The organism is Enterobacter soli, from assembly GCF_964208575.1.
Lineage (GTDB): Bacteria > Pseudomonadota > Gammaproteobacteria > Enterobacterales > Enterobacteriaceae > Enterobacter > Enterobacter soli_A.
The window spans coordinates 71,803-87,942 of the sequence record NZ_CAXOFU010000007.1 but is presented as its reverse complement, the minus strand read 5'-3'; the positions used below and the strand labels follow the sequence as shown (position 1 = coordinate 87,942).

Below are 16,140 nucleotides of genomic sequence, written 5' to 3'. Positions count from 1 at the left end.
TCCGGTGACTTCTGCGCATTTAAGGGGACTTAAATGCGACAACAATCTGAACTCCTCACCTTGTCACAGATGCAGAAATGCACCTGCGATTTTCTTTATTCTGCGTTACCTCTCGGGGGTGGCGTATGAGTATCAAATTCTTCCTACGTGATGAGCAGGTTCGCCGCAACCTCATCGACTACATCAACAAGCAGCCTGTAAACGCAGATTTCCCTCTCGTAGTGAGTTTTGCCGACCCTAAGCGCACTATTCCTCAGAATTCATTGTTCCACGCGCTTTGCGGAGATCTGGCAAAGCATCGCATTCAGTGGGCTGGCTCTGCGTGGTCGCTTCCGTCGTGGAAATCAATTTTGGTTTCCGGTCACTCCATTGCCACTGGCGGGCAGGGGAAGGTCATTGCTGGAATTGAGGGAGAACTGGTGGCAATTCGCGAAAGCACCTCATCGATGGGAATCAAGCGGATGAACAGTCTGATTGAGTACACCCAGGCTTTCGCCGTTAGCCAGAACATCCAACTGCGCGATGTCCGTTATCGTGGCGACTATTTCGGGAGGCTCGCATGAATAACCCTCTCGCTCGTGTCATCACTAACGAAATATTCCGCGTTCCGACTCGCCGTCAGCGTAAGGCCGCGGTTAAGCCGTCCGACATCCCGACCTTGAAAGGCTATACCGCCCGCCTGGTGGATCAGAAATGGCTGCGTCTCGCGGCACGGAGGAACCATGCGTAAACCATCCCGCCGTAAGTGCAAAGTGTGCGGTGAATACTTCGTGCCGAAATTCCATGACATCCGGATCCGCTGGTGCTGCCCGGAACACGGCACAATCCTCGCAATGGAAGAACGCGAGAAGGAGAAGGTGAAAGCCGAGGCCAAGCGCATTAAGGAGCAGCATGAAGCAGAGAAAGCAGATCGCCGGCGCCTTGCTGCGAAGAAGCAACAGGTTAAACCGCTCAGCTACTTCATCAAGCAGGCTCAGCAGGCTTTTAACGAGTTTATCCGCTACCGCGACCGCCATTTGCCTTGCATAAGCTGTGGCCGCCACCACGAAGGCCAGTACCATGCCGGCCACTTCCGCACGACCGGGGCTAATCCAGAGTTACGCTTCGACGAAGACAATTGTCATCGGCAATGTGCCCCCTGCAATAACCATCTCTCAGGGAACCTCATCAACTACCGACCTGCACTCATTCAGAAGATAGGGCAGGCTCGGTTTGATGCGCTGATGGGCCCACACGAGCTACCGAAATGGAAGCGTGAAGATTACATCCGCATTCGTGACGAGTACCGCGCGAAGCTAAAAGCACTTAAACAGCGGGAGGCTGCATGAAGGCATTTACTCCAGCTGAAGCGAGAAAGTTCGTTGCCAGCACTTGGTATGAAACGACGCAGCTTTCTAAAAGAGAAAGGCTGTATGCAAAAGCTCGCGAACTGATAAGCGGCGATCGAGCGGAAATTATCTGTCAGACAGAAAACCCTGAATACAGAAAGTCAGCACGGGAGTGGTGGAATCATGAACAGAGCTGATTTCGAAAAGTACCAGGCCGAAAGCGTTAAGCGCGCCTACCTGCCGCCAGTAGCAAAGCACAGCCAGACCAAAACCAATCAGCCACAGAAGGAAGCCGCATGAACAGTCAGCAACTGGAATACGTACGTCAGCAGCTCATTGTGGCGACCGCAGATCTGAGCGGGGCGACGAAAGGGCAGCTGGTAGCTTTCGCCGAAAACGCGCAATTCACCGCGACGGCCCGAAGTCGGGGGAGGAAGAAAATCACCGATCCGGTCACCGGCCGTAAAGTTAACCCGGACGGCCCGGCGATGAGCGGTAGCCAGTCACGCGCCAAGGGATCGTCTATCGCGCTTGTCAGCCCGATAGAGTTCGGCACCGCGTCCTGGCGCCGCGCTGTTCTGTCTCTTGAAGACCACCAAAAAGCATGGCTGCTCTGGAACTACAGCGAGAATATTCACTTTGAGTACCAGGTGGCGATCACCCAGTGGGCGTGGGGAGAGTTCCGGGATCAGCTCGGCGCGAAGAAGGTGGCTGGAAAGACGATGGAGCGCCTGAAGAAGCTGATCTGGCTGGCGGCGCAGGACGTCAAAGCGGAGCTGGCTGGTAGGGAGACGTACGAATACCAGGCACTGGCAGAACTGGCGGGCGTTGCGAAATCCACCTGGACGGAAACGTATCTGCCTCACTGGCTGGCAATGCGTAACAGCTTTGCGCGGCTCGATAGTGGCGCGCTTATCTCCGTAACGCGATCACGTTCACAACAAAAGGCGACAAATTTAGATGTAAGTCTTGCAAAACCGAACTGAAACGCATATATTTCATGTAAATCTGATATCGTCGCCATAGCTTCGTAGGTCGACAAAGAATTAAGAGCCTCGCCATCGTGCGGGGCTTTTTTATTTCAGGGTCAGAAGCACAGCGGTTGTGCGTTCGGCTGTTAACCGAATGGTCGAAGGTTCGAATCCTTCCTGTCCCGCCAAATTCGCCGGTCTAGTTCAGTGGCAGAACGGCAGCCTTGTAAGCTGCGCGTCAGAGGTTCGATTCCTTTGCCCGGCACCAGAACCCAATGCCTGGGACCCTTCGGCCAACGAGCCGACATTGCCTTACCCCCATATTGCCCGCTTGTCGCGGGCTTTTTTATTTTGGCCGCAGACAATCAATTCCAGATGCCACGTAGCTATCGTGTCTGACGGCCTTTCTCTTACTACGACACAGCACCCCGAAGCCGGAGGTGTGGAATGCAACGTATGAACCCAACAAATGGACACGATCTGCCGTACTGGTGGTCGGCGGCCTTGGGCCTGTTCTCTTTACTTAGCCTGCAGGATTACGTGTTTATTATCGGCGCGCTGGTATCAGCGTTCTTCACGATAAAAACCTATTACGCAAAACGGAAAGAAGAACGTGAGCGTATGGCTGAGGAAAGGAAACGAACCCAGCTGCTGGAAAACTACTTATCTGATGTAGGTAAAAAACCTCACTCCGATCGTCCGGCTGCCGCCGAGGTGGTTACGGAGGCAATGCGGAGAATTTCCGGTGGCACAGTTGAAACTGAGTAAGAAAAGCGGCACGGCGGGCATTGTCTGCTCTGTAGGAACGATCATCGCTATTGTGATGAATGCGGGACACGTCCGGACTAACGAGCGCGGGCTGGAGTTAATCGGTAACGCTGAGTCTTGCCGGCGTGATCCGTATGTGTGCCCGGCAGGTGTGCTGACTGACGGCATGGGTAATACGCATGGCGTTAAGCTCGGAACCGTTAAGTCTGACCAGCAGATCGCAGCCGAGTGGGAGCGCAACATCCTTGATGCTGAATCATGCGTTAACCGCTACGGGAATGGCAGAAAGCTATCTGACGATACTTTCTCAGCAGCTGTATCGGTAACGTTTCGTGCTGGCTGCGGAAACATGAGCACTTCCACGATGTTCTCTCTTCTCAGAAGTGGGGACATCACGGCGGCATGCAACCAGTTTCCTCGCTGGGTATGGGGTGGCGGAAAGATTCTTCCGGGTCTGGTAACTCGCGCCGGGAAAGAAAAGGCGCTTTGCCTGGATGGTGTGAAATGAGTCGGTTAACCGCAATCATCTGCGCTGTCGTTATCTGCCTGCTGTTTTCCATGGCCTGGGCGATTAACCACTACCGCGACAACGCGATCACCTACAAAGACCAGCGCGATAAGGCGACGGTCCGGGCAGACGCATCAGAGGCGATCACCAGCAACGTGATCACCACGATGAACCTCATCCGTGACATCTCACAGGCTACCCAGAATGCAAAGAACGAACTGGCTCAAAAGAGCGAGACACGCATTGTCTACATCAGGCAGGCGCTTGAAGGCGATCCGTGCGCTAACCAGCCTGTTCCTTCTGTCGCTGCTGACAGCCTGCGGGAATACGCAGACAGTTTACGTTCCAGCCCCGGTAGTGCCGATAAGCGCTGACCTGACCGCTGACACGCCGATCCCGGGGATGGTGGTTCCGTTCACTTGGCAGGCAAGCCTGGAGTTAAACGCTCAACTCTATACGGCGCTGGGGCAGTGCAACCTCGATAAATCAGCCATCCGCAAAATCGAATCCTCCCGACAAGGAAAGAATGCTCAACCCCAATAAGGCGGTGATCATCATCTTGCTGACGGGTAAGCCGTAAGTGGCTAAGCACTTCTGAGAAGCAGGGCAACAGCTGCGAAAAGGCAGAGAGGTAACTATGTCCGACATCTACAACATAAAACTGACTACGAACGACGGCGGCGAGTACACGGGCAAGATGTCACGACGTCAGCCTGAGCTGGTTAACGGCTTTGTGCCGCTGGCGACGGAATCGGGTCAGTGGTTGTATTTCGCTCCGGCCGATGTGAAGCGCGTGCAATTCACGCCAGTGCCGGCCGAACAGACAGATAATGAAAACGCTACAGGCTAAGTATCTGTGTGAAAGCGCGCTCAGCCTCATCAAGTGTCATTGCTCCCGTGATATTTGCCGGGAACAAATCATCAGTACCTGACACTCTCCAGACACCACGGTAATGCTCTTGTCTGTACAACTCCTGTCCGGCAACCACAGAGAAAGATGCAGGAACAACGCAAACGGTATACCCGTTCACGCTATGAACCATCAAAACGGCTTGAGGTCGGGAGGTTAACGCCTTGCGATTAACTACGATCGCCTTCTCCATGTCGAGATTCCGGAAAATAAATAATTAGGAATTTTACGACCTAAGTCTGGTTAATCACATCGGACTAGTGGTAAGGCAGTACAAAACAGGAATGAAAAATTATGGCAAAACCGGACTGGGAGGCCATCGAGTCGGCTTACCGTGCTGGCTCTTTGTCTGTAAGGGCTATTGGTGAAAAACATGGCGTTAACCATGCAACCATCCTGAAGAGAGCGAACAAAGAAGGATGGCAGCGTGACCTGACGGAAAAGGTCAGAGCGGCAACGAAAGTCAAGGTAACCAAGTCGGTAACCAAAGACGGTAACCAGCCACCAGTGGTTACTGATGAGCAGATTATTGACCAGGCCTCAGATGAGGCGGCTGCTGTAGTTATGGCTCATCGGGAAAGTCTGGCGGCATGGCGCGGGATCACTAATAAGCTGCGCGATTTCCTCGAAGACGCAGAGATCACGGAAGATAATCACGCCTCAATGTCTCGTTCGATAACTGCCGGTGTTGATGCTCAAATCAAAGTGATAAATGCTGAGCGCAAGGCGTATAACCTCGACACCGAGGAAAGCAATAAGACGGTTGATGACCTGTCTAACCTGATGGATTCACTGTCTCAGGGGGCTTAATGAAACCTGAGCACATCAAGCTGCTGTCCGACAAGGACTGGCGGCTGAACAATCTTTACTGGATCACCGACAAAGAGGGAAAGCCAACGCGGTTCAGGATGACACCTGAGCAGCGGGAATACTTCGAGGGGATCCACACCCGCAACATCATCCTTAAGGCTCGTCAGCTCGGTTTCACCACTGAGGTGTGCATCATCCAGCTCGACGCAGCTCTATTCGAGTCGGCTAAATGCGCTCTGATTGCTCACACGCTGAATGACGCAAAACGCCTGTTCCGCGAAAAGGTGAAGTTCGCATATGACAAGTTGCCGGCAGAGATAAAGGCGGCCAACCCGGCCAGTAACGACTCTTCCGGCGAGCTCGTCTTCAAGAAGGGCGGCTCGCTCTACGTCAGCACGTCATTTCGTGGAGGTACGCTGCGTTACCTGCACGTTTCAGAGTTCGGGAAGATATGCGCCAAGTATCCGGACAAAGCCCGTGAAATCGTCACTGGTGCGTTTGAGGCGGTATCGACTGGATGCTTCGCTACTATCGAGAGCACGGCAGAGGGCCGGGCGGGTTACTTCTTCGATTATTGCCAGGCGGCAGAGAAGGCGTTGCTGCAGGGCAAGTCCCTTTCAGCGCTGGACTGGAAGTTTTTCTTCTTCTCCTGGTGGAAGAACCCGCAGTACGCAATCGATCCGGTCGAATCGTTGCCGGTGCGCCTGCTTGAGTACTTCGCTGAAATGGAAGCGAAGCACGGCGTAGTAGTCAATGAACGCCAGAAAGCCTGGTACTACGCCAAAGAGAAAACGCTCGGCGACGACATGAAGCGCGAATACCCGACCATTCCGGCCGAGGCGTTCCAGCAGTCGGTCGAGGGCGCGTATTACGCCAAACAGTTCCGATGGCTCTACACCAACAAGCGGATCGGCCAAATTCCGGATAACTCGCACCTTCCGGTGCACACGTTCTGGGATATCGGCGTGGGCGACTCCACGGCGATCTGGTTCGTTCGCGAGGTCGGCGAAGAGTTCCACATCATCGACTACTACGAAAACTCCGGAGAGGGGCTGAGGCACTACATGAAGGTGCTGAAAGACCGCGGCTACGAGTACGGCGAGCACTGGGGGCCGCACGACATTGAGAACCGCGAGTTCGGTGCCGACGCAAAATCGCGCAAAGAGCTCGCGCAGGAAGGCTATGAAATCGACGGCCAGGTGTACTCGATGACGTTCAATGTTGTTCCGAAAACGGGTGTCGATACCGGCATTGAGTCGGTGCGCGAAATCCTCCCGTCCTGCGTCTTCGATGAGGAGAAATGTGCCGAGGGCATATCTCACCTCGAAGGCTACCGCAAGGAGTGGGACGACAAGCGCGGATGCTGGAAAGACAAACCGCTTCATGACTTCACATCACACGGTGCTGACGGCTTCCGTTACTTTGCAGTAGCGAAGAACAACCACAAGCAGGTCGGCGCAGTATTCTTCTAAGGAGCTCATCAGTGAGTGAACAACAAAGCGAGGTTTCATTCCTCGTTAATGCCCTTGCTGATGCTATCGGGCGGCAGCGCATGCTGTACGCAGGCCAGCCGGGAAACACCAAACGCACGAAGTTGTGGGATGAGTTCGGCTATCCAAACAGTCTCGAGTTCGACCGCTACTACCGGGCATACGAGCGCAACGCGGTAGCGTTTGCCGCAGTCCATAAGCTTCTTGATTCGTGCTGGGTTGATAACCCGACGATCATCGACGGCGACGACGGTAAGGAGTCAACCGAGACAACGGACTGGGAAAAGTCAGCCACTAAGCTGCTGAAGAAGCACTGGCCGAAAATTAAGGATGCTGATCGCCGCAATCTCGTTGGCCGGTACTCGGCTTTGCTCATTCAGTTCCGCGACGGAAGGGAATGGAGTGAGCCGGTAGACAGGTCGGTGGTGGCTCGGCTGAAAGACAAGGCCATTGTTAAGCTGATTCCCGCGTGGGAATCGCAGATCAAGCCAGGGAACTTCGATACCGACACGCTTTCAGAGACGTACGGCCAGCCAGTTTCGTACAACTTCAACGAGCAGCCAGTAGGTGATGATGGTACGTACGGCCCGGTGCGAGGCGTTACCGTACACCCCGAGCGAATCATCATCCTCTGCGAAGGCTCAGAAGACGAAAACATGCTGTCTGGAGTGCCATTCCTGCGCGCTGGATATAACAAACTGCTCGACCTAGAAAAGGTATCTGGCGGTAGTGCCGAAGGGTTCCTGAAGAATGCCAGTCGCCAGCTCGGGATTGCGTTCGACAAAGAAACCAACATTGCGAACCTGTCAAAGCAAGCCACAGACTCTGGCTACAAAGACCTGGGCGAGGCGCTTAACGACAAAGTCGCCAAGATGAACCGTGGCACGGATGCGGCACTGGTTATGCAGGCCGGCACGCCGTCTGTTCTCTCCGTTGCGGCGGCAGACCCATCCCCAACTTGGACAGTGGCCGCCAACGAGTTTGCATCTTCGATTCAGTGCCCGTTCACCATACTGTTTGGTCAACAGACGGGGCGCCTTGCCTCCGATGAGGACAAAACAGACTGGGCGAAGCGCTGTAACGGCCGCCGCTGGGGATTCCAGTCGACGATTGTAGAAAGCGTCCTTGAGCGCTTCTGGACAGTAGGCGTAATTGACCCACCATCATCCGGAGAGGTCACGCTGGCATGGTCTGACCTGCTCGCGCCGAGCGAAAAAGAGAAGATTGCCAACATGCAGGCAATGGCTGTCGTGGCGAAAGATACCCAGCAGGCATACGGCACACCGGCGGTCGATGAAAACGAAATCCGCGCAGTCGGAGAGCTGGAGCCTCGCAAGGTCGTTCAGCCACCTAACCCTGATGTAAAGCAAACCGATAAGGATCCGCTGACAGATGATGATGACAGCGCAAACCAGAATCGGGACGCCAATCGTACCGCGCAATAAAGCTGACCCTACGCAGTCCTCGCGGCAGGTCGGCAGGATGTTCAATGATATCGAAGATAGGTATCTGAACATCAAGCGCAAGCTTAAGGCTATGTTTGATCTGCGGCTGACCGGGCAGCAGCGTGAGGCGAACGCACAGCAGTCCTGGGTGATGTGCAACAACGAGGGCGCAGAGCCTTCGCTGTATCAGGTCAATGCCGGTAAGTTCATCTATGACATGACCTCTGCTGAACTGGCCGACCTGCTGCAGGTTGTTCAGTCGATTCTGGATGATGAGCTTCTCGATGGCGGCAGCCAGAACCTGTGGGCGATGGACTACGTCATTGCGGAGTATGACCGCGGCACGCTAAACGCCTTCACCAACCTGTCGGTTCAGTCGCAGGTGTACGCCAGCCAGACGACGCTACAGCAGCTTTTAAGCAGCCCGGGATACCTGAACCAGATAGCGGCGGCCAAGCTGACAACGTTCAGTGACTGGAAGGTTATCAGCGATACAGCCCGCGGCGACCTGACGAACATCATCACCGATGCGGTGGCGCGCGGAGTGAATCCACGCGAGACGGCCAGCGTTATCAGCAAGCGCCTCGATGTCAGCATGTCGAAGGCGAAGACCATCGCTCAGACTGAGCAGGTCGGCGCGCTGCGGCAGGCACAATGGAATGAAACGGACTGGGCCGCTGACCGCCTTGGGCTCAATACCGGCCTTCTGTGGCTGTCAGCGCTCAAACCTACGACGCGCACGTGGCACGCCAGCCGTCACGGGAAGGTCTATACCACCGAAGAGGTGCGGGACTTCTACGCTGAGAACGGCAACCGGTACAACTGCTACTGCAGCCAGATCCCGGTGCTGCTTAACGACGACGGCGGCATTTTCAATGAGGGTCTGGCGGATAAGCTGAAGAAAGAGCGTCAGCAGTGGAAACTTGACGAAGCGGCATGATACAAAAAGGTTTTGCGGAGGATTTATGGCAAAACCTGAAGAGCCGTATCGTAAGTTGATTGTTGAAAGCTTTTATCCTGCCAACACGTCTGGGAGAAGGGGCAAAGTTCATATCAGGCCGATCCCAGGGCAATGGGCTAGCACCTTACTTGCTGTGGAGTGTTCTAAAAAGTTGTCAAATGTGAATGTTTATCCAATTGGCAGCCAATTTGAAATTACCGCCAAGCTTACCGATAGGGAGGATGGCGGAGAGTATATTTACAGCTCATTCCGATGGGAATTTAAACACCTCATATAGGTCGCTCCGGCGGCCTTTTTTAATGCCTTAAATCCACCAACGAGGACCCAGCATGAAACGCAACCGCGTGAACGTGCTGACCGTCGTCAACTCCGCTTCAAACATCACCACTGAAACCATAGACGGCAAGCCACATATCGTGGTTCGCGGCATCACGCCTGTCGTGGACGATATCGTGATGAACCGGAAGTTGTACCCGGCAGCAGAAATCGAAAAGGCCTACAACACGCTCGAGCGTAACCCGATGCCGCTGGGCCACCCGAAAGTGGACGGCAAGCATGTGTCGGCGCGCGATGTCCGGGCGGTGAACGAGTACCACGTCGGGGCCTGGCTGCAGAACGTCAGCCACAGCGACGGGAAAGTGACGGGCGATATGTACGTTAACCGCCAGTACGCCGAGTCGAGCGACAAGGGCAAACGCCTCATCAACCGCCTGGATGAGATGCTGGCCGGTACCAACTCCGACCCTATACACATTTCCACCGGCCTGCTGTATTCCGGCATTGCCGCCAACGGCGAATCGAAGGGCAAGAAGTACAACGAGATCGCCACAAACATGATGTTTGACCATGTGGCGGTGCTGCTCGATGAGCCGGGCGCCGGTACGCCGGAGGAAGGCGTGGGGATCTTCGTTAACTCAGAAGGTGATGAGCAACAGATCGAAGTTGCCCGCCTGACTGATGGTATCGACTGCACCCGCGATGGCCTGCTCAACAAGACCAAATTTTTCTTCACCAATGCCTCCAACTTCTCTTTCGACGACATCTCCCGCGCTATCAGCGACAAGCTGCGCGAGGGTGATTCCGAAGATAAATGGCTTTGGCCTGAAACGGTGTGGCCGGACAGCTTCATCTACCGCAATGACACCAAATACCTGAAGCAGAAGTACCTCATCGATGATGACGGCAAGGCCGTGTTCGTCGGCGAACCTGTAGAAGTCGTGCGCAAACCCACTGAGTACGAGATTAAAACCAACGGAGAGAACGATCCGATGAAAGAACTGATTATCAATGCGCTGCAAGCCGCTGGTAAGCCGACTGAAGGCAAGTCCGACGCCGAGCTGATGGACGCATACAACCAGATGAAGGTCGAAGAAGCCACCGCCAAGAAAAAAGGCGATGAAGAAATCGACCCGGAAACTGGCAAGCCCAAGAAAAAAGAGCAGGCCACCAATAACGAAGAAATGCCAGCGTGGGCGAAAACGCTCGCCGATCGCGTGGACGTCGTCTTCAACAGCCTGAACGCGAACGCCGACAAAGAGAAAGGCGAAAAGCGCGCGGCAGTGAAGCTGGCGATGAACATGAGCGATGAAGAAGTCGCAGATCTGGATGGTAAGGCTCTCGACGCCATGTACGCCAAGTGCCAGACATCTTTCGGCCTGAACGGTGCATTCCGCCAGGCTACCAACACCCAATCAGTCAGCGAAATGCCGGAGTAAAAAATGGCTAAAGACGGAAAACACGTAATTCACGCGGGCGGTATCTTCGCGAATCCACAACTTCACCGTGAAGGTGCGGCGGCGGCTGATACCCCTCCAGGCACGATTGGATTCTTCGATAACACCACGAAGAAATTCACCGCATCCGTGGATGGAAATGAGGCGGCGATCCTCTACGTAGCCAACTATGACTATCTGCGTTGCAAAACCGTGGATGACGTCATCAAAGCTGGCGACTGGGTTGTTGGCATGCACCCGACACCAGGTGTTTTCTTCAACGTACCAGCTGTGGCAGGCACTTACACCAAAGGCCAGCCGCTTTCTATCGCCAACGGTCGCGTTAAAGCTGTCGGCACTGATGAATCGGTCCGCTGCTTCGTCGAAGAAGACCGTTCGTACACCATCTCGACAGCAGGCCAGCTCCTGCGCGTTGTAATTAAATAAGGAGCACCTGTATGTTTGTATTCTCCACTAAGCAGGCGACCGAAACCGGTAACCTGGAGGTTAACTCCTCTCAATTCAAAAAGCTGACATCAGCTCGCAATGCCAGCGCTCAGGCTGCCGCTGATTTCATTGCCCGCACTAAATGGCGTGGCGATGCGGAAGACACGCCAGAGCTCAATGCCGTTAACGCAGTCGACGATATCCGCCGACTGTACAAGGCCTATGACCAGACTGTGCTCAAGCAGTTTGAGCCGAACACCGAATTCACGCTGCTGAACGACCTGATGCCGCTGTCTCGTTCCGTTCGCCTGGAAGAGTCAGTGTACGAATACGCTCGCACCGGCGGCCGTGGCTGGGCGCACACTTCCATGTCCGGTCAGATTGGTGCTGCGCTGGATGCGAAGTCTTACACCTTCGATGGCACCATGGTGCCGATCCACGACAGCGGCTTTAAGTTCAACTGGCGTGACCCGGTATTCAACAAAGGATCTGCTCTCTCATCCCTGGCGGATGCTCAGGCCGGATCTGTTGATGATGTGCGTCGCCAGTATGTGGACTACATCTGGGAAGGCTTCCGTGATGCGGCTGGTAACTACATCAAATTCGATGACAAGACCTGGAAAGGTTTACGTCACGATGAGCGTGTAGCGCAGGTGACATTGACCGTTAACTTCGCAACCAGCACCGACCCGAAAGCCATGCGTGCAGCGGCGATCGCCCTGCGTGACGTCCTCAAGCTGCAAAACATGCAGTACGGCCAGCAGACGTGGTACGTCTCCAGCGAAATCATGTCCAACTGGGAACAGTACTTCGATGTGAATTCTCTCCGCACCGTGCTGGAAGAGATCTCCAAACTGTCAGGCATTGCGGCAATCAAAGAAGATGCTGAGCTGACTGGTAACGAAATCGTAATCGTACCGCTGCAGGCTGGCGTGATTGCTCCTATCGTCGGCCAGGCGTTCGGCACCGTCGCTGATCCGCGCCTGCACTACAACTCAGATTACGTATGGCGCACCTGGGGAGCTGCTGGCCTGATGGTCAAGCAGGACATCAACGGTCACTACTCTGTTATTCACGCTTCGAGCTAAGGAAACAACATGGCACTCGTAAAGGTATTGGTAGCAAACCTCTTTGCCGGTGCCAGCCTTCAAAAGCTGGAGGCTGGACAGGTTTATGACGTCGATGACTCAATCGCTGAAAAGTGGATTGAGCATGGCAAGGTAGAGAAATCCACTGAGAAGAAGGGTGAAAAGCTAGTCTTCGAAGTGGCTACGCCGTCTGCGCCGGTTGCATCCGGTGCATCCGATCTGCAGTCAAAACTCAATGATGCCCTTGAGCAGCTGAAGCAGGCGCAGTCAGACGCTGATGCAAAAGACAAAGAGCATGCTGATGCCCTTGAGCAGCTGAAGCAAGCGCATGCGGCTGAGCTGGAATCGGCGAACAAACGCGCTGAAGAAGCCGAAGCAGCACTGGCAGAAGCAATCAAGAAGGCTAAATAACCATGGCTGACCCAATCACAGCGGCAGACGTGCAGGCGTTCCTCGGTGAATTGGGTTACTCCATCCCGGGCGCGCTGTTGGATCCGATTCTCTGCGTGGTGAACAAGATTATCCCATGCCTCGATGGCGCCGGGTATGACGAGTGCACCGCGAAGCTGATTCTGATGTACGCCGCCGCGCTTATGGCAACGTCGTCCGGCGCGCGCCGCATCAAATCGCAGGGTGCGCCGTCTGGCGCGTCCCGCTCGTTTGAATATAGCGATGACAGCATTACCTGGCTGCGCGACTCGCTGGCCCGTCTCGATACCAGCGGCTGCACTGGTGAGTTGCCGATCAGCGCTGGTAACAGTGTCGGTCTGTTCATGGTGGTCGGGGGCTGCTTATGACGTACAAATCAGTTAAGCACGGCCTTCCGCGCGCGTTCACCCGCGTCTGGGTAATGACCGACACCGGGCGGGAGACTACAGGCTACGTGAAAACGGACGGCGAGTGGTTCATTAACTGCCCGCGCATCCGGGCGACTGGCGCGAAGGTGGTGAGATGGAGGGAGGGCTGATGTCATCGGTAGCGAACTGGTCATACACCGCGACGGCGACAATCTGGCGGAATCTCGGCAACGATGAATATGGCGATTCGCTAGGCTTCTCGCCTCCTGAGTCGATTCTCTGTGATTACGAGGGCGGCCTGTCAAAGCGCATCGGCAATCTTGGCTCTGAAATCGTCGTGAAGAATACCGTTTGGTCTGAGTATGCACTGGCAGCGGCGGGTGATTACCTGCTGATTGGCCAGTCAACAGAATCCGACCCGGTTGTGGCCGGTGCCGACGAGGTGCGGCAGGTTATCCGCTACGCCGACACGTTCGAGCGCCTGGCGGATGATTACGCCATCTTGACGGGAGTGTAGCCATGGGCATCAAAGTGAAGGGCATCAGCCAAGCGAAAAAACACCTGAACGATGTCATCAACGACGTGAAGGGGCGCAAGGTAATCCGCGCGTTGCAGTCAGCGATGATGCTTATCGGTACCCGGGCGGCCTATTACACCCCGATCGACAGCTCAACGCTGATTAACAGCCAATTTCGTGAAATCGATGCTGGCGGCGTGCTCATCACCGGGAGAGTCGGTTACTCGGCCAACTATGCCGCGTACGTCCACGAAGCGTCAGGCAAGCTGAAAGGCCAGCCGCGCGCGCACTTCGGCGTGACCAGTAACCGGTCTGAGTTCGGCCCGCAGAAACCGAAAGAGTTCGGCGGCGGAACAGGAACGGGCAACTACTGGGACCCTCACGGTGAGCCTCAATTCCTGAGCAAAGGCGCAAATGACGAGCGCGATAACGTAGACGCTGTGATGCGCAAGGAGCTCTCGCTATGACACCCATGATGTACGAACGGGTGCGCAACATGTTCGGTGACGCCGGGCTAACGACCGGTTTCACGGTGCAGCAGTTGATGTACGACGACCCGGGCGATCTGTCGAAGGCGATCATGGTATTCAGGCCAAACGGTGGGTCAAATATTCGAACTGACCTAGGCTCTGAGTATCACGTCCTGGTCGACGTTGTCGGCGCGAAAGATAGGCGCAAAGACGCGCTCAATGCCGTGCAGCGCATCGTAGATTATGTCCAGGCCAACCCCATGGCTGACGAGTGCGTCGGCTACATCCAGAACATGGGCGCAATTCCCGCGCCGGTGCTCACAGAAGAAGGGCGAATAGTCTTCCGACTCCAGTTCGCCTGCACTTACGGCGAATAGCCATCCCAACCAAATAACCCGCTCCGGCGGGTTTTCTTTTATACGTCAAAGAGGAATTTCACATGGCTAATTGCCAGAACTCGAACGAGCGCCTGTTCGGCGGTGCGGTCGTACTGGAAGTCGCTGATGGCTGCCCTGACGTCAAGCCACTCGAAGATGAGTGGATGGCGCTGGCCGCTGGTACGTCGAAGGGCTTCGACTTCAACCCGAACTCGGTTACCTCTGATGCGGATGACGGCGGCGGCTATGTCGAGACCATCATCACCAACAGCGATTTCACACTGAGCTTTGAAGGTGAAGTGCGCAAGAAGGACAAACTGGATCAGTACGGCGTCGGCAAGTTCATCAAGTATTTTGCCGACGAGCTGAAAGCCAAACGCCAGCCGGGCATCTGGGTGCGCATGGACTACGGTCCGATCGAATTCATCGGCTACATGAACATTAACGCGTTGAGTTCTGACGGTGGCACGAACGACATCGTCACGTTCTCGACCGAGTTCAAGGTCGGCGATGCAACCACCATCGAAGTGAACGAACTGACTGCTGTAGCGGTGACTGGCGTAACGGTAACTCCGGCAACAAGCACCGGCACGGCGGGCGGCACCAGCACCTTCACGGTGAATATCGCACCAACCGGCGCAACCAACAAAGACTTCACTGTAGCGACTACCGACGCGACCAAAGCAACGGCCACCGCCTCCGGCAACACAGTTACCGTGACGCGTGTCGCCACCGGCAGCGCGCAGATCATCATCAACACCGAAGACGGCAACTTTGTGGCCGTGCATACGGAGACCGTTACATAACGGACATTCCAAAGGGCGGCGTGCTGCCCTTGATAATGACCGTTTACTGGAAGGCCTATGACTGCTTTAACCGATATTGGCGAACTCTCTGTCAGCGACAGCCGCACCGGCGGGAAAGACTACCTGTTACGGCCTTCATTTGAGGCTATGACGAGGATCGGTACTCCGGAAGAGATTGTGCAGGCGTACGCCATCATCCACGGTAATGATGTCGCTCAACTCATTGAGGTGTGCGCTGGCACGCTGGGGTGCTTTCCGGACTGGCTGTCTTCTTCGTTCAACCGCGCCGCTGAGAAGCTTTTATCAACGTGCATGCTGGTGCTGCAGTCGTGCTGCGAGGATGACCTGACGCCAATGATCGGAGAGTGGAAAGGGTGGCGGCACTGCGTCGTCTACCGCCCGGGCCAGATGCCGAAGAACGATATCATCGTACTGGCGCAGCACCTTATGAAGCACGGTGTCGTCGGAAAGGCAAAGGTTCGCCAGTTGCAGCGCCACGAGACTGGAGAGCGCACAACACAATTTAAAGCCTTCGACTACATCAGCGCGGCACGCAGTCATTTTGGCATGAACCGCGCCGAAGCCTCTCAGTTAACAATGACCGAATTTCAGATGCTGCTGGCTGCTAAATACCCGGATCAGAAAGGCTTCACTCGCGATGAGTACGACAGCATCGCCGACGAGTACCTGGCTAAACAGGCCGCACGCAGGGCAAAAGCAAAGCAATAACCGGAG

26 protein-coding genes and 2 tRNA genes are annotated in these 16,140 nt (G+C 55.1%); all 28 read left to right on the top strand.

The window, feature by feature from the left end:
- Window positions 1-125 precede the first annotated feature (125 nt).
- The 28 genes from AB6V08_RS09260 (at window position 126) to AB6V08_RS09125 (ending at window position 16,134) form a co-directional block, all read left to right on the top strand.
- Window positions 126-563, top strand: coding sequence for a recombination protein NinB (locus AB6V08_RS09260; RefSeq protein WP_368542393.1), 438 nt, complete (start codon window positions 126-128; stop codon window positions 561-563).
- Window positions 560-730 carry a NinE family protein gene (locus tag AB6V08_RS09255; RefSeq protein ID WP_368542392.1) on the top strand — a complete coding sequence of 57 codons (171 nt, stop codon included), beginning with the start codon at window positions 560-562 and terminating at the stop codon, window positions 728-730. The genes AB6V08_RS09260 and AB6V08_RS09255 overlap by 4 nt, the downstream gene beginning before the upstream one ends.
- Window positions 723-1,328, top strand: a complete 606-nt coding sequence (locus tag AB6V08_RS09250; protein WP_368542391.1) for a recombination protein NinG — start codon at window positions 723-725, stop codon at window positions 1,326-1,328. The genes AB6V08_RS09255 and AB6V08_RS09250 overlap by 8 nt, the downstream gene beginning before the upstream one ends.
- Window positions 1,325-1,525, top strand: coding sequence for a hypothetical protein (locus AB6V08_RS09245; RefSeq protein WP_368542390.1), 201 nt, complete (start codon window positions 1,325-1,327; stop codon window positions 1,523-1,525). Before AB6V08_RS09250 ends, AB6V08_RS09245 begins: the two co-directional genes overlap by 4 nt.
- A gap of 99 nt (window positions 1,526-1,624) precedes the next feature.
- Window positions 1,625-2,314 carry a bacteriophage antitermination protein Q gene (locus tag AB6V08_RS09235; protein ID WP_368542388.1) on the top strand — a complete coding sequence of 230 codons (690 nt, stop codon included), beginning with the start codon at window positions 1,625-1,627 and terminating at the stop codon, window positions 2,312-2,314.
- A 98-nt stretch (window positions 2,315-2,412) separates the two neighbouring features.
- Window positions 2,413-2,487 (top strand) — tRNA-Asn (locus AB6V08_RS09230).
- 5 nt (window positions 2,488-2,492) lie between these two features.
- A tRNA-Thr gene (locus AB6V08_RS09225) sits at window positions 2,493-2,567 on the top strand.
- A gap of 179 nt (window positions 2,568-2,746) precedes the next feature.
- Window positions 2,747-3,067, top strand: coding sequence for a hypothetical protein (locus AB6V08_RS09220; protein ID WP_032141950.1), 321 nt, complete (start codon window positions 2,747-2,749; stop codon window positions 3,065-3,067).
- A gap of 55 nt (window positions 3,068-3,122) precedes the next feature.
- Window positions 3,123-3,575, top strand: coding sequence for a lysozyme (locus AB6V08_RS09215; protein WP_368542525.1), 453 nt, complete (start codon window positions 3,123-3,125; stop codon window positions 3,573-3,575).
- Entirely contained in the window at window positions 3,572-3,949 is a 378-nt protein-coding gene (locus AB6V08_RS09210) for a DUF2570 domain-containing protein (protein WP_368542387.1), read from the top strand. Before AB6V08_RS09215 ends, AB6V08_RS09210 begins: the two co-directional genes overlap by 4 nt.
- On the top strand, window positions 3,933-4,118 hold the full coding sequence (lysC, locus tag AB6V08_RS23230) for an Rz1-like lysis system protein LysC (RefSeq protein ID WP_439649867.1): 186 nt from the start codon (window positions 3,933-3,935) through the stop codon (window positions 4,116-4,118). Before AB6V08_RS09210 ends, lysC begins: the two co-directional genes overlap by 17 nt.
- 94 nt (window positions 4,119-4,212) lie before the next feature.
- On the top strand, window positions 4,213-4,425 hold the full coding sequence (locus tag AB6V08_RS09205) for a hypothetical protein (protein ID WP_368542386.1): 213 nt from the start codon (window positions 4,213-4,215) through the stop codon (window positions 4,423-4,425).
- A 354-nt stretch (window positions 4,426-4,779) separates the two neighbouring features.
- Window positions 4,780-5,295 carry a hypothetical protein gene (locus tag AB6V08_RS09200; RefSeq protein ID WP_368542385.1) on the top strand — a complete coding sequence of 172 codons (516 nt, stop codon included), beginning with the start codon at window positions 4,780-4,782 and terminating at the stop codon, window positions 5,293-5,295.
- A complete protein-coding gene (locus AB6V08_RS09195) occupies window positions 5,295-6,767 on the top strand; it encodes a terminase (protein WP_368542384.1) in 1,473 nt (490 codons plus the stop codon). The genes AB6V08_RS09200 and AB6V08_RS09195 overlap by 1 nt, the downstream gene beginning before the upstream one ends.
- Window positions 6,768-6,778: 11 nt before the next feature.
- Window positions 6,779-8,230: a DUF1073 domain-containing protein gene (locus tag AB6V08_RS09190; protein WP_368542383.1), complete on the top strand. Its 1,452-nt coding sequence runs from the start codon at window positions 6,779-6,781 to the stop codon at window positions 8,228-8,230.
- A complete protein-coding gene (locus AB6V08_RS09185) occupies window positions 8,184-9,170 on the top strand; it encodes a phage minor head protein (protein WP_368542524.1) in 987 nt (328 codons plus the stop codon). The genes AB6V08_RS09190 and AB6V08_RS09185 overlap by 47 nt, the downstream gene beginning before the upstream one ends.
- 25 nt (window positions 9,171-9,195) lie before the next feature.
- The gene (locus AB6V08_RS09180) at window positions 9,196-9,468 is read left to right on the top strand and encodes a hypothetical protein (protein ID WP_368542382.1); all 273 of its coding nucleotides are present in this window, start codon (window positions 9,196-9,198) and stop codon (window positions 9,466-9,468) included.
- 52 nt (window positions 9,469-9,520) lie between these two features.
- Window positions 9,521-10,906 (top strand): DUF2213 domain-containing protein, encoded by a 1,386-nt coding sequence (locus AB6V08_RS09175; RefSeq protein WP_368542381.1) that lies wholly within the window; start codon window positions 9,521-9,523, stop codon window positions 10,904-10,906.
- A gap of 3 nt (window positions 10,907-10,909) precedes the next feature.
- A complete protein-coding gene (locus AB6V08_RS09170) occupies window positions 10,910-11,350 on the top strand; it encodes a hypothetical protein (protein ID WP_368542380.1) in 441 nt (146 codons plus the stop codon).
- 11 nt (window positions 11,351-11,361) lie between these two features.
- On the top strand, window positions 11,362-12,438 hold the full coding sequence (locus AB6V08_RS09165; protein ID WP_312284662.1) for a major capsid protein: 1,077 nt from the start codon (window positions 11,362-11,364) through the stop codon (window positions 12,436-12,438).
- A 9-nt stretch (window positions 12,439-12,447) separates the two neighbouring features.
- Window positions 12,448-12,849, top strand: a complete 402-nt coding sequence (locus AB6V08_RS09160) for a hypothetical protein (protein WP_368542379.1) — start codon at window positions 12,448-12,450, stop codon at window positions 12,847-12,849.
- 2 nt (window positions 12,850-12,851) lie between these two features.
- Window positions 12,852-13,235, top strand: a complete 384-nt coding sequence (locus AB6V08_RS09155) for a DUF7370 family protein (protein ID WP_368542378.1) — start codon at window positions 12,852-12,854, stop codon at window positions 13,233-13,235.
- Entirely contained in the window at window positions 13,232-13,405 is a 174-nt protein-coding gene (locus AB6V08_RS09150; RefSeq protein ID WP_368542377.1) for a hypothetical protein, read from the top strand. The genes AB6V08_RS09155 and AB6V08_RS09150 overlap by 4 nt, the downstream gene beginning before the upstream one ends.
- Window positions 13,405-13,752: a hypothetical protein gene (locus AB6V08_RS09145; RefSeq protein WP_368542376.1), complete on the top strand. Its 348-nt coding sequence runs from the start codon at window positions 13,405-13,407 to the stop codon at window positions 13,750-13,752. Before AB6V08_RS09150 ends, AB6V08_RS09145 begins: the two co-directional genes overlap by 1 nt.
- A gap of 2 nt (window positions 13,753-13,754) precedes the next feature.
- Entirely contained in the window at window positions 13,755-14,219 is a 465-nt protein-coding gene (locus tag AB6V08_RS09140) for an HK97 gp10 family phage protein (RefSeq protein WP_368542375.1), read from the top strand.
- A complete protein-coding gene (locus AB6V08_RS09135; RefSeq protein WP_368542374.1) occupies window positions 14,216-14,599 on the top strand; it encodes a phage tail termination protein in 384 nt (127 codons plus the stop codon). The genes AB6V08_RS09140 and AB6V08_RS09135 overlap by 4 nt, the downstream gene beginning before the upstream one ends.
- 62 nt (window positions 14,600-14,661) lie before the next feature.
- A complete protein-coding gene (locus AB6V08_RS09130; RefSeq protein ID WP_368542373.1) occupies window positions 14,662-15,405 on the top strand; it encodes a phage tail tube protein in 744 nt (247 codons plus the stop codon).
- 57 nt (window positions 15,406-15,462) lie between these two features.
- Window positions 15,463-16,134, top strand: coding sequence for a DUF6246 family protein (locus AB6V08_RS09125; protein ID WP_368542372.1), 672 nt, complete (start codon window positions 15,463-15,465; stop codon window positions 16,132-16,134).
- The last annotated feature ends 6 nt before the right edge of the window (window positions 16,135-16,140 follow it).

Bases quoted from the DNA above. Each gene is read 5' to 3' on its own strand.
- AB6V08_RS09260 (WP_368542393.1), top strand. From the start codon at position 126: ATGAGTATCAAATTCTTCCTACGTGATGAGCAGGTTCGCCGCAACCTC.
- AB6V08_RS09255 (WP_368542392.1), top strand. From the start codon at position 560: ATGAATAACCCTCTCGCTCGTGTCATCACTAACGAAATATTCCGCGTT.
- AB6V08_RS09250 (WP_368542391.1), top strand. From the start codon at position 723: ATGCGTAAACCATCCCGCCGTAAGTGCAAAGTGTGCGGTGAATACTTC.
- AB6V08_RS09245 (WP_368542390.1), top strand. From the start codon at position 1,325: ATGAAGGCATTTACTCCAGCTGAAGCGAGAAAGTTCGTTGCCAGCACT.
- AB6V08_RS09235 (WP_368542388.1), top strand. From the start codon at position 1,625: ATGAACAGTCAGCAACTGGAATACGTACGTCAGCAGCTCATTGTGGCG.
- AB6V08_RS09220 (WP_032141950.1), top strand. From the start codon at position 2,747: ATGCAACGTATGAACCCAACAAATGGACACGATCTGCCGTACTGGTGG.
- AB6V08_RS09215 (WP_368542525.1), top strand. From the start codon at position 3,123: ATGAATGCGGGACACGTCCGGACTAACGAGCGCGGGCTGGAGTTAATC.
- AB6V08_RS09210 (WP_368542387.1), top strand. From the start codon at position 3,572: ATGAGTCGGTTAACCGCAATCATCTGCGCTGTCGTTATCTGCCTGCTG.
- AB6V08_RS09205 (WP_368542386.1), top strand. From the start codon at position 4,213: ATGTCCGACATCTACAACATAAAACTGACTACGAACGACGGCGGCGAG.
- AB6V08_RS09200 (WP_368542385.1), top strand. From the start codon at position 4,780: ATGGCAAAACCGGACTGGGAGGCCATCGAGTCGGCTTACCGTGCTGGC.
- AB6V08_RS09195 (WP_368542384.1), top strand. From the start codon at position 5,295: ATGAAACCTGAGCACATCAAGCTGCTGTCCGACAAGGACTGGCGGCTG.
- AB6V08_RS09185 (WP_368542524.1), top strand. From the start codon at position 8,184: ATGACAGCGCAAACCAGAATCGGGACGCCAATCGTACCGCGCAATAAA.
- AB6V08_RS09180 (WP_368542382.1), top strand. From the start codon at position 9,196: ATGGCAAAACCTGAAGAGCCGTATCGTAAGTTGATTGTTGAAAGCTTT.
- AB6V08_RS09175 (WP_368542381.1), top strand. From the start codon at position 9,521: ATGAAACGCAACCGCGTGAACGTGCTGACCGTCGTCAACTCCGCTTCA.
- AB6V08_RS09170 (WP_368542380.1), top strand. From the start codon at position 10,910: ATGGCTAAAGACGGAAAACACGTAATTCACGCGGGCGGTATCTTCGCG.
- AB6V08_RS09165 (WP_312284662.1), top strand. From the start codon at position 11,362: ATGTTTGTATTCTCCACTAAGCAGGCGACCGAAACCGGTAACCTGGAG.
- AB6V08_RS09160 (WP_368542379.1), top strand. From the start codon at position 12,448: ATGGCACTCGTAAAGGTATTGGTAGCAAACCTCTTTGCCGGTGCCAGC.
- AB6V08_RS09155 (WP_368542378.1), top strand. From the start codon at position 12,852: ATGGCTGACCCAATCACAGCGGCAGACGTGCAGGCGTTCCTCGGTGAA.
- AB6V08_RS09150 (WP_368542377.1), top strand. From the start codon at position 13,232: ATGACGTACAAATCAGTTAAGCACGGCCTTCCGCGCGCGTTCACCCGC.
- AB6V08_RS09145 (WP_368542376.1), top strand. From the start codon at position 13,405: ATGTCATCGGTAGCGAACTGGTCATACACCGCGACGGCGACAATCTGG.
- AB6V08_RS09140 (WP_368542375.1), top strand. From the start codon at position 13,755: ATGGGCATCAAAGTGAAGGGCATCAGCCAAGCGAAAAAACACCTGAAC.
- AB6V08_RS09135 (WP_368542374.1), top strand. From the start codon at position 14,216: ATGACACCCATGATGTACGAACGGGTGCGCAACATGTTCGGTGACGCC.
- AB6V08_RS09130 (WP_368542373.1), top strand. From the start codon at position 14,662: ATGGCTAATTGCCAGAACTCGAACGAGCGCCTGTTCGGCGGTGCGGTC.
- AB6V08_RS09125 (WP_368542372.1), top strand. From the start codon at position 15,463: ATGACTGCTTTAACCGATATTGGCGAACTCTCTGTCAGCGACAGCCGC.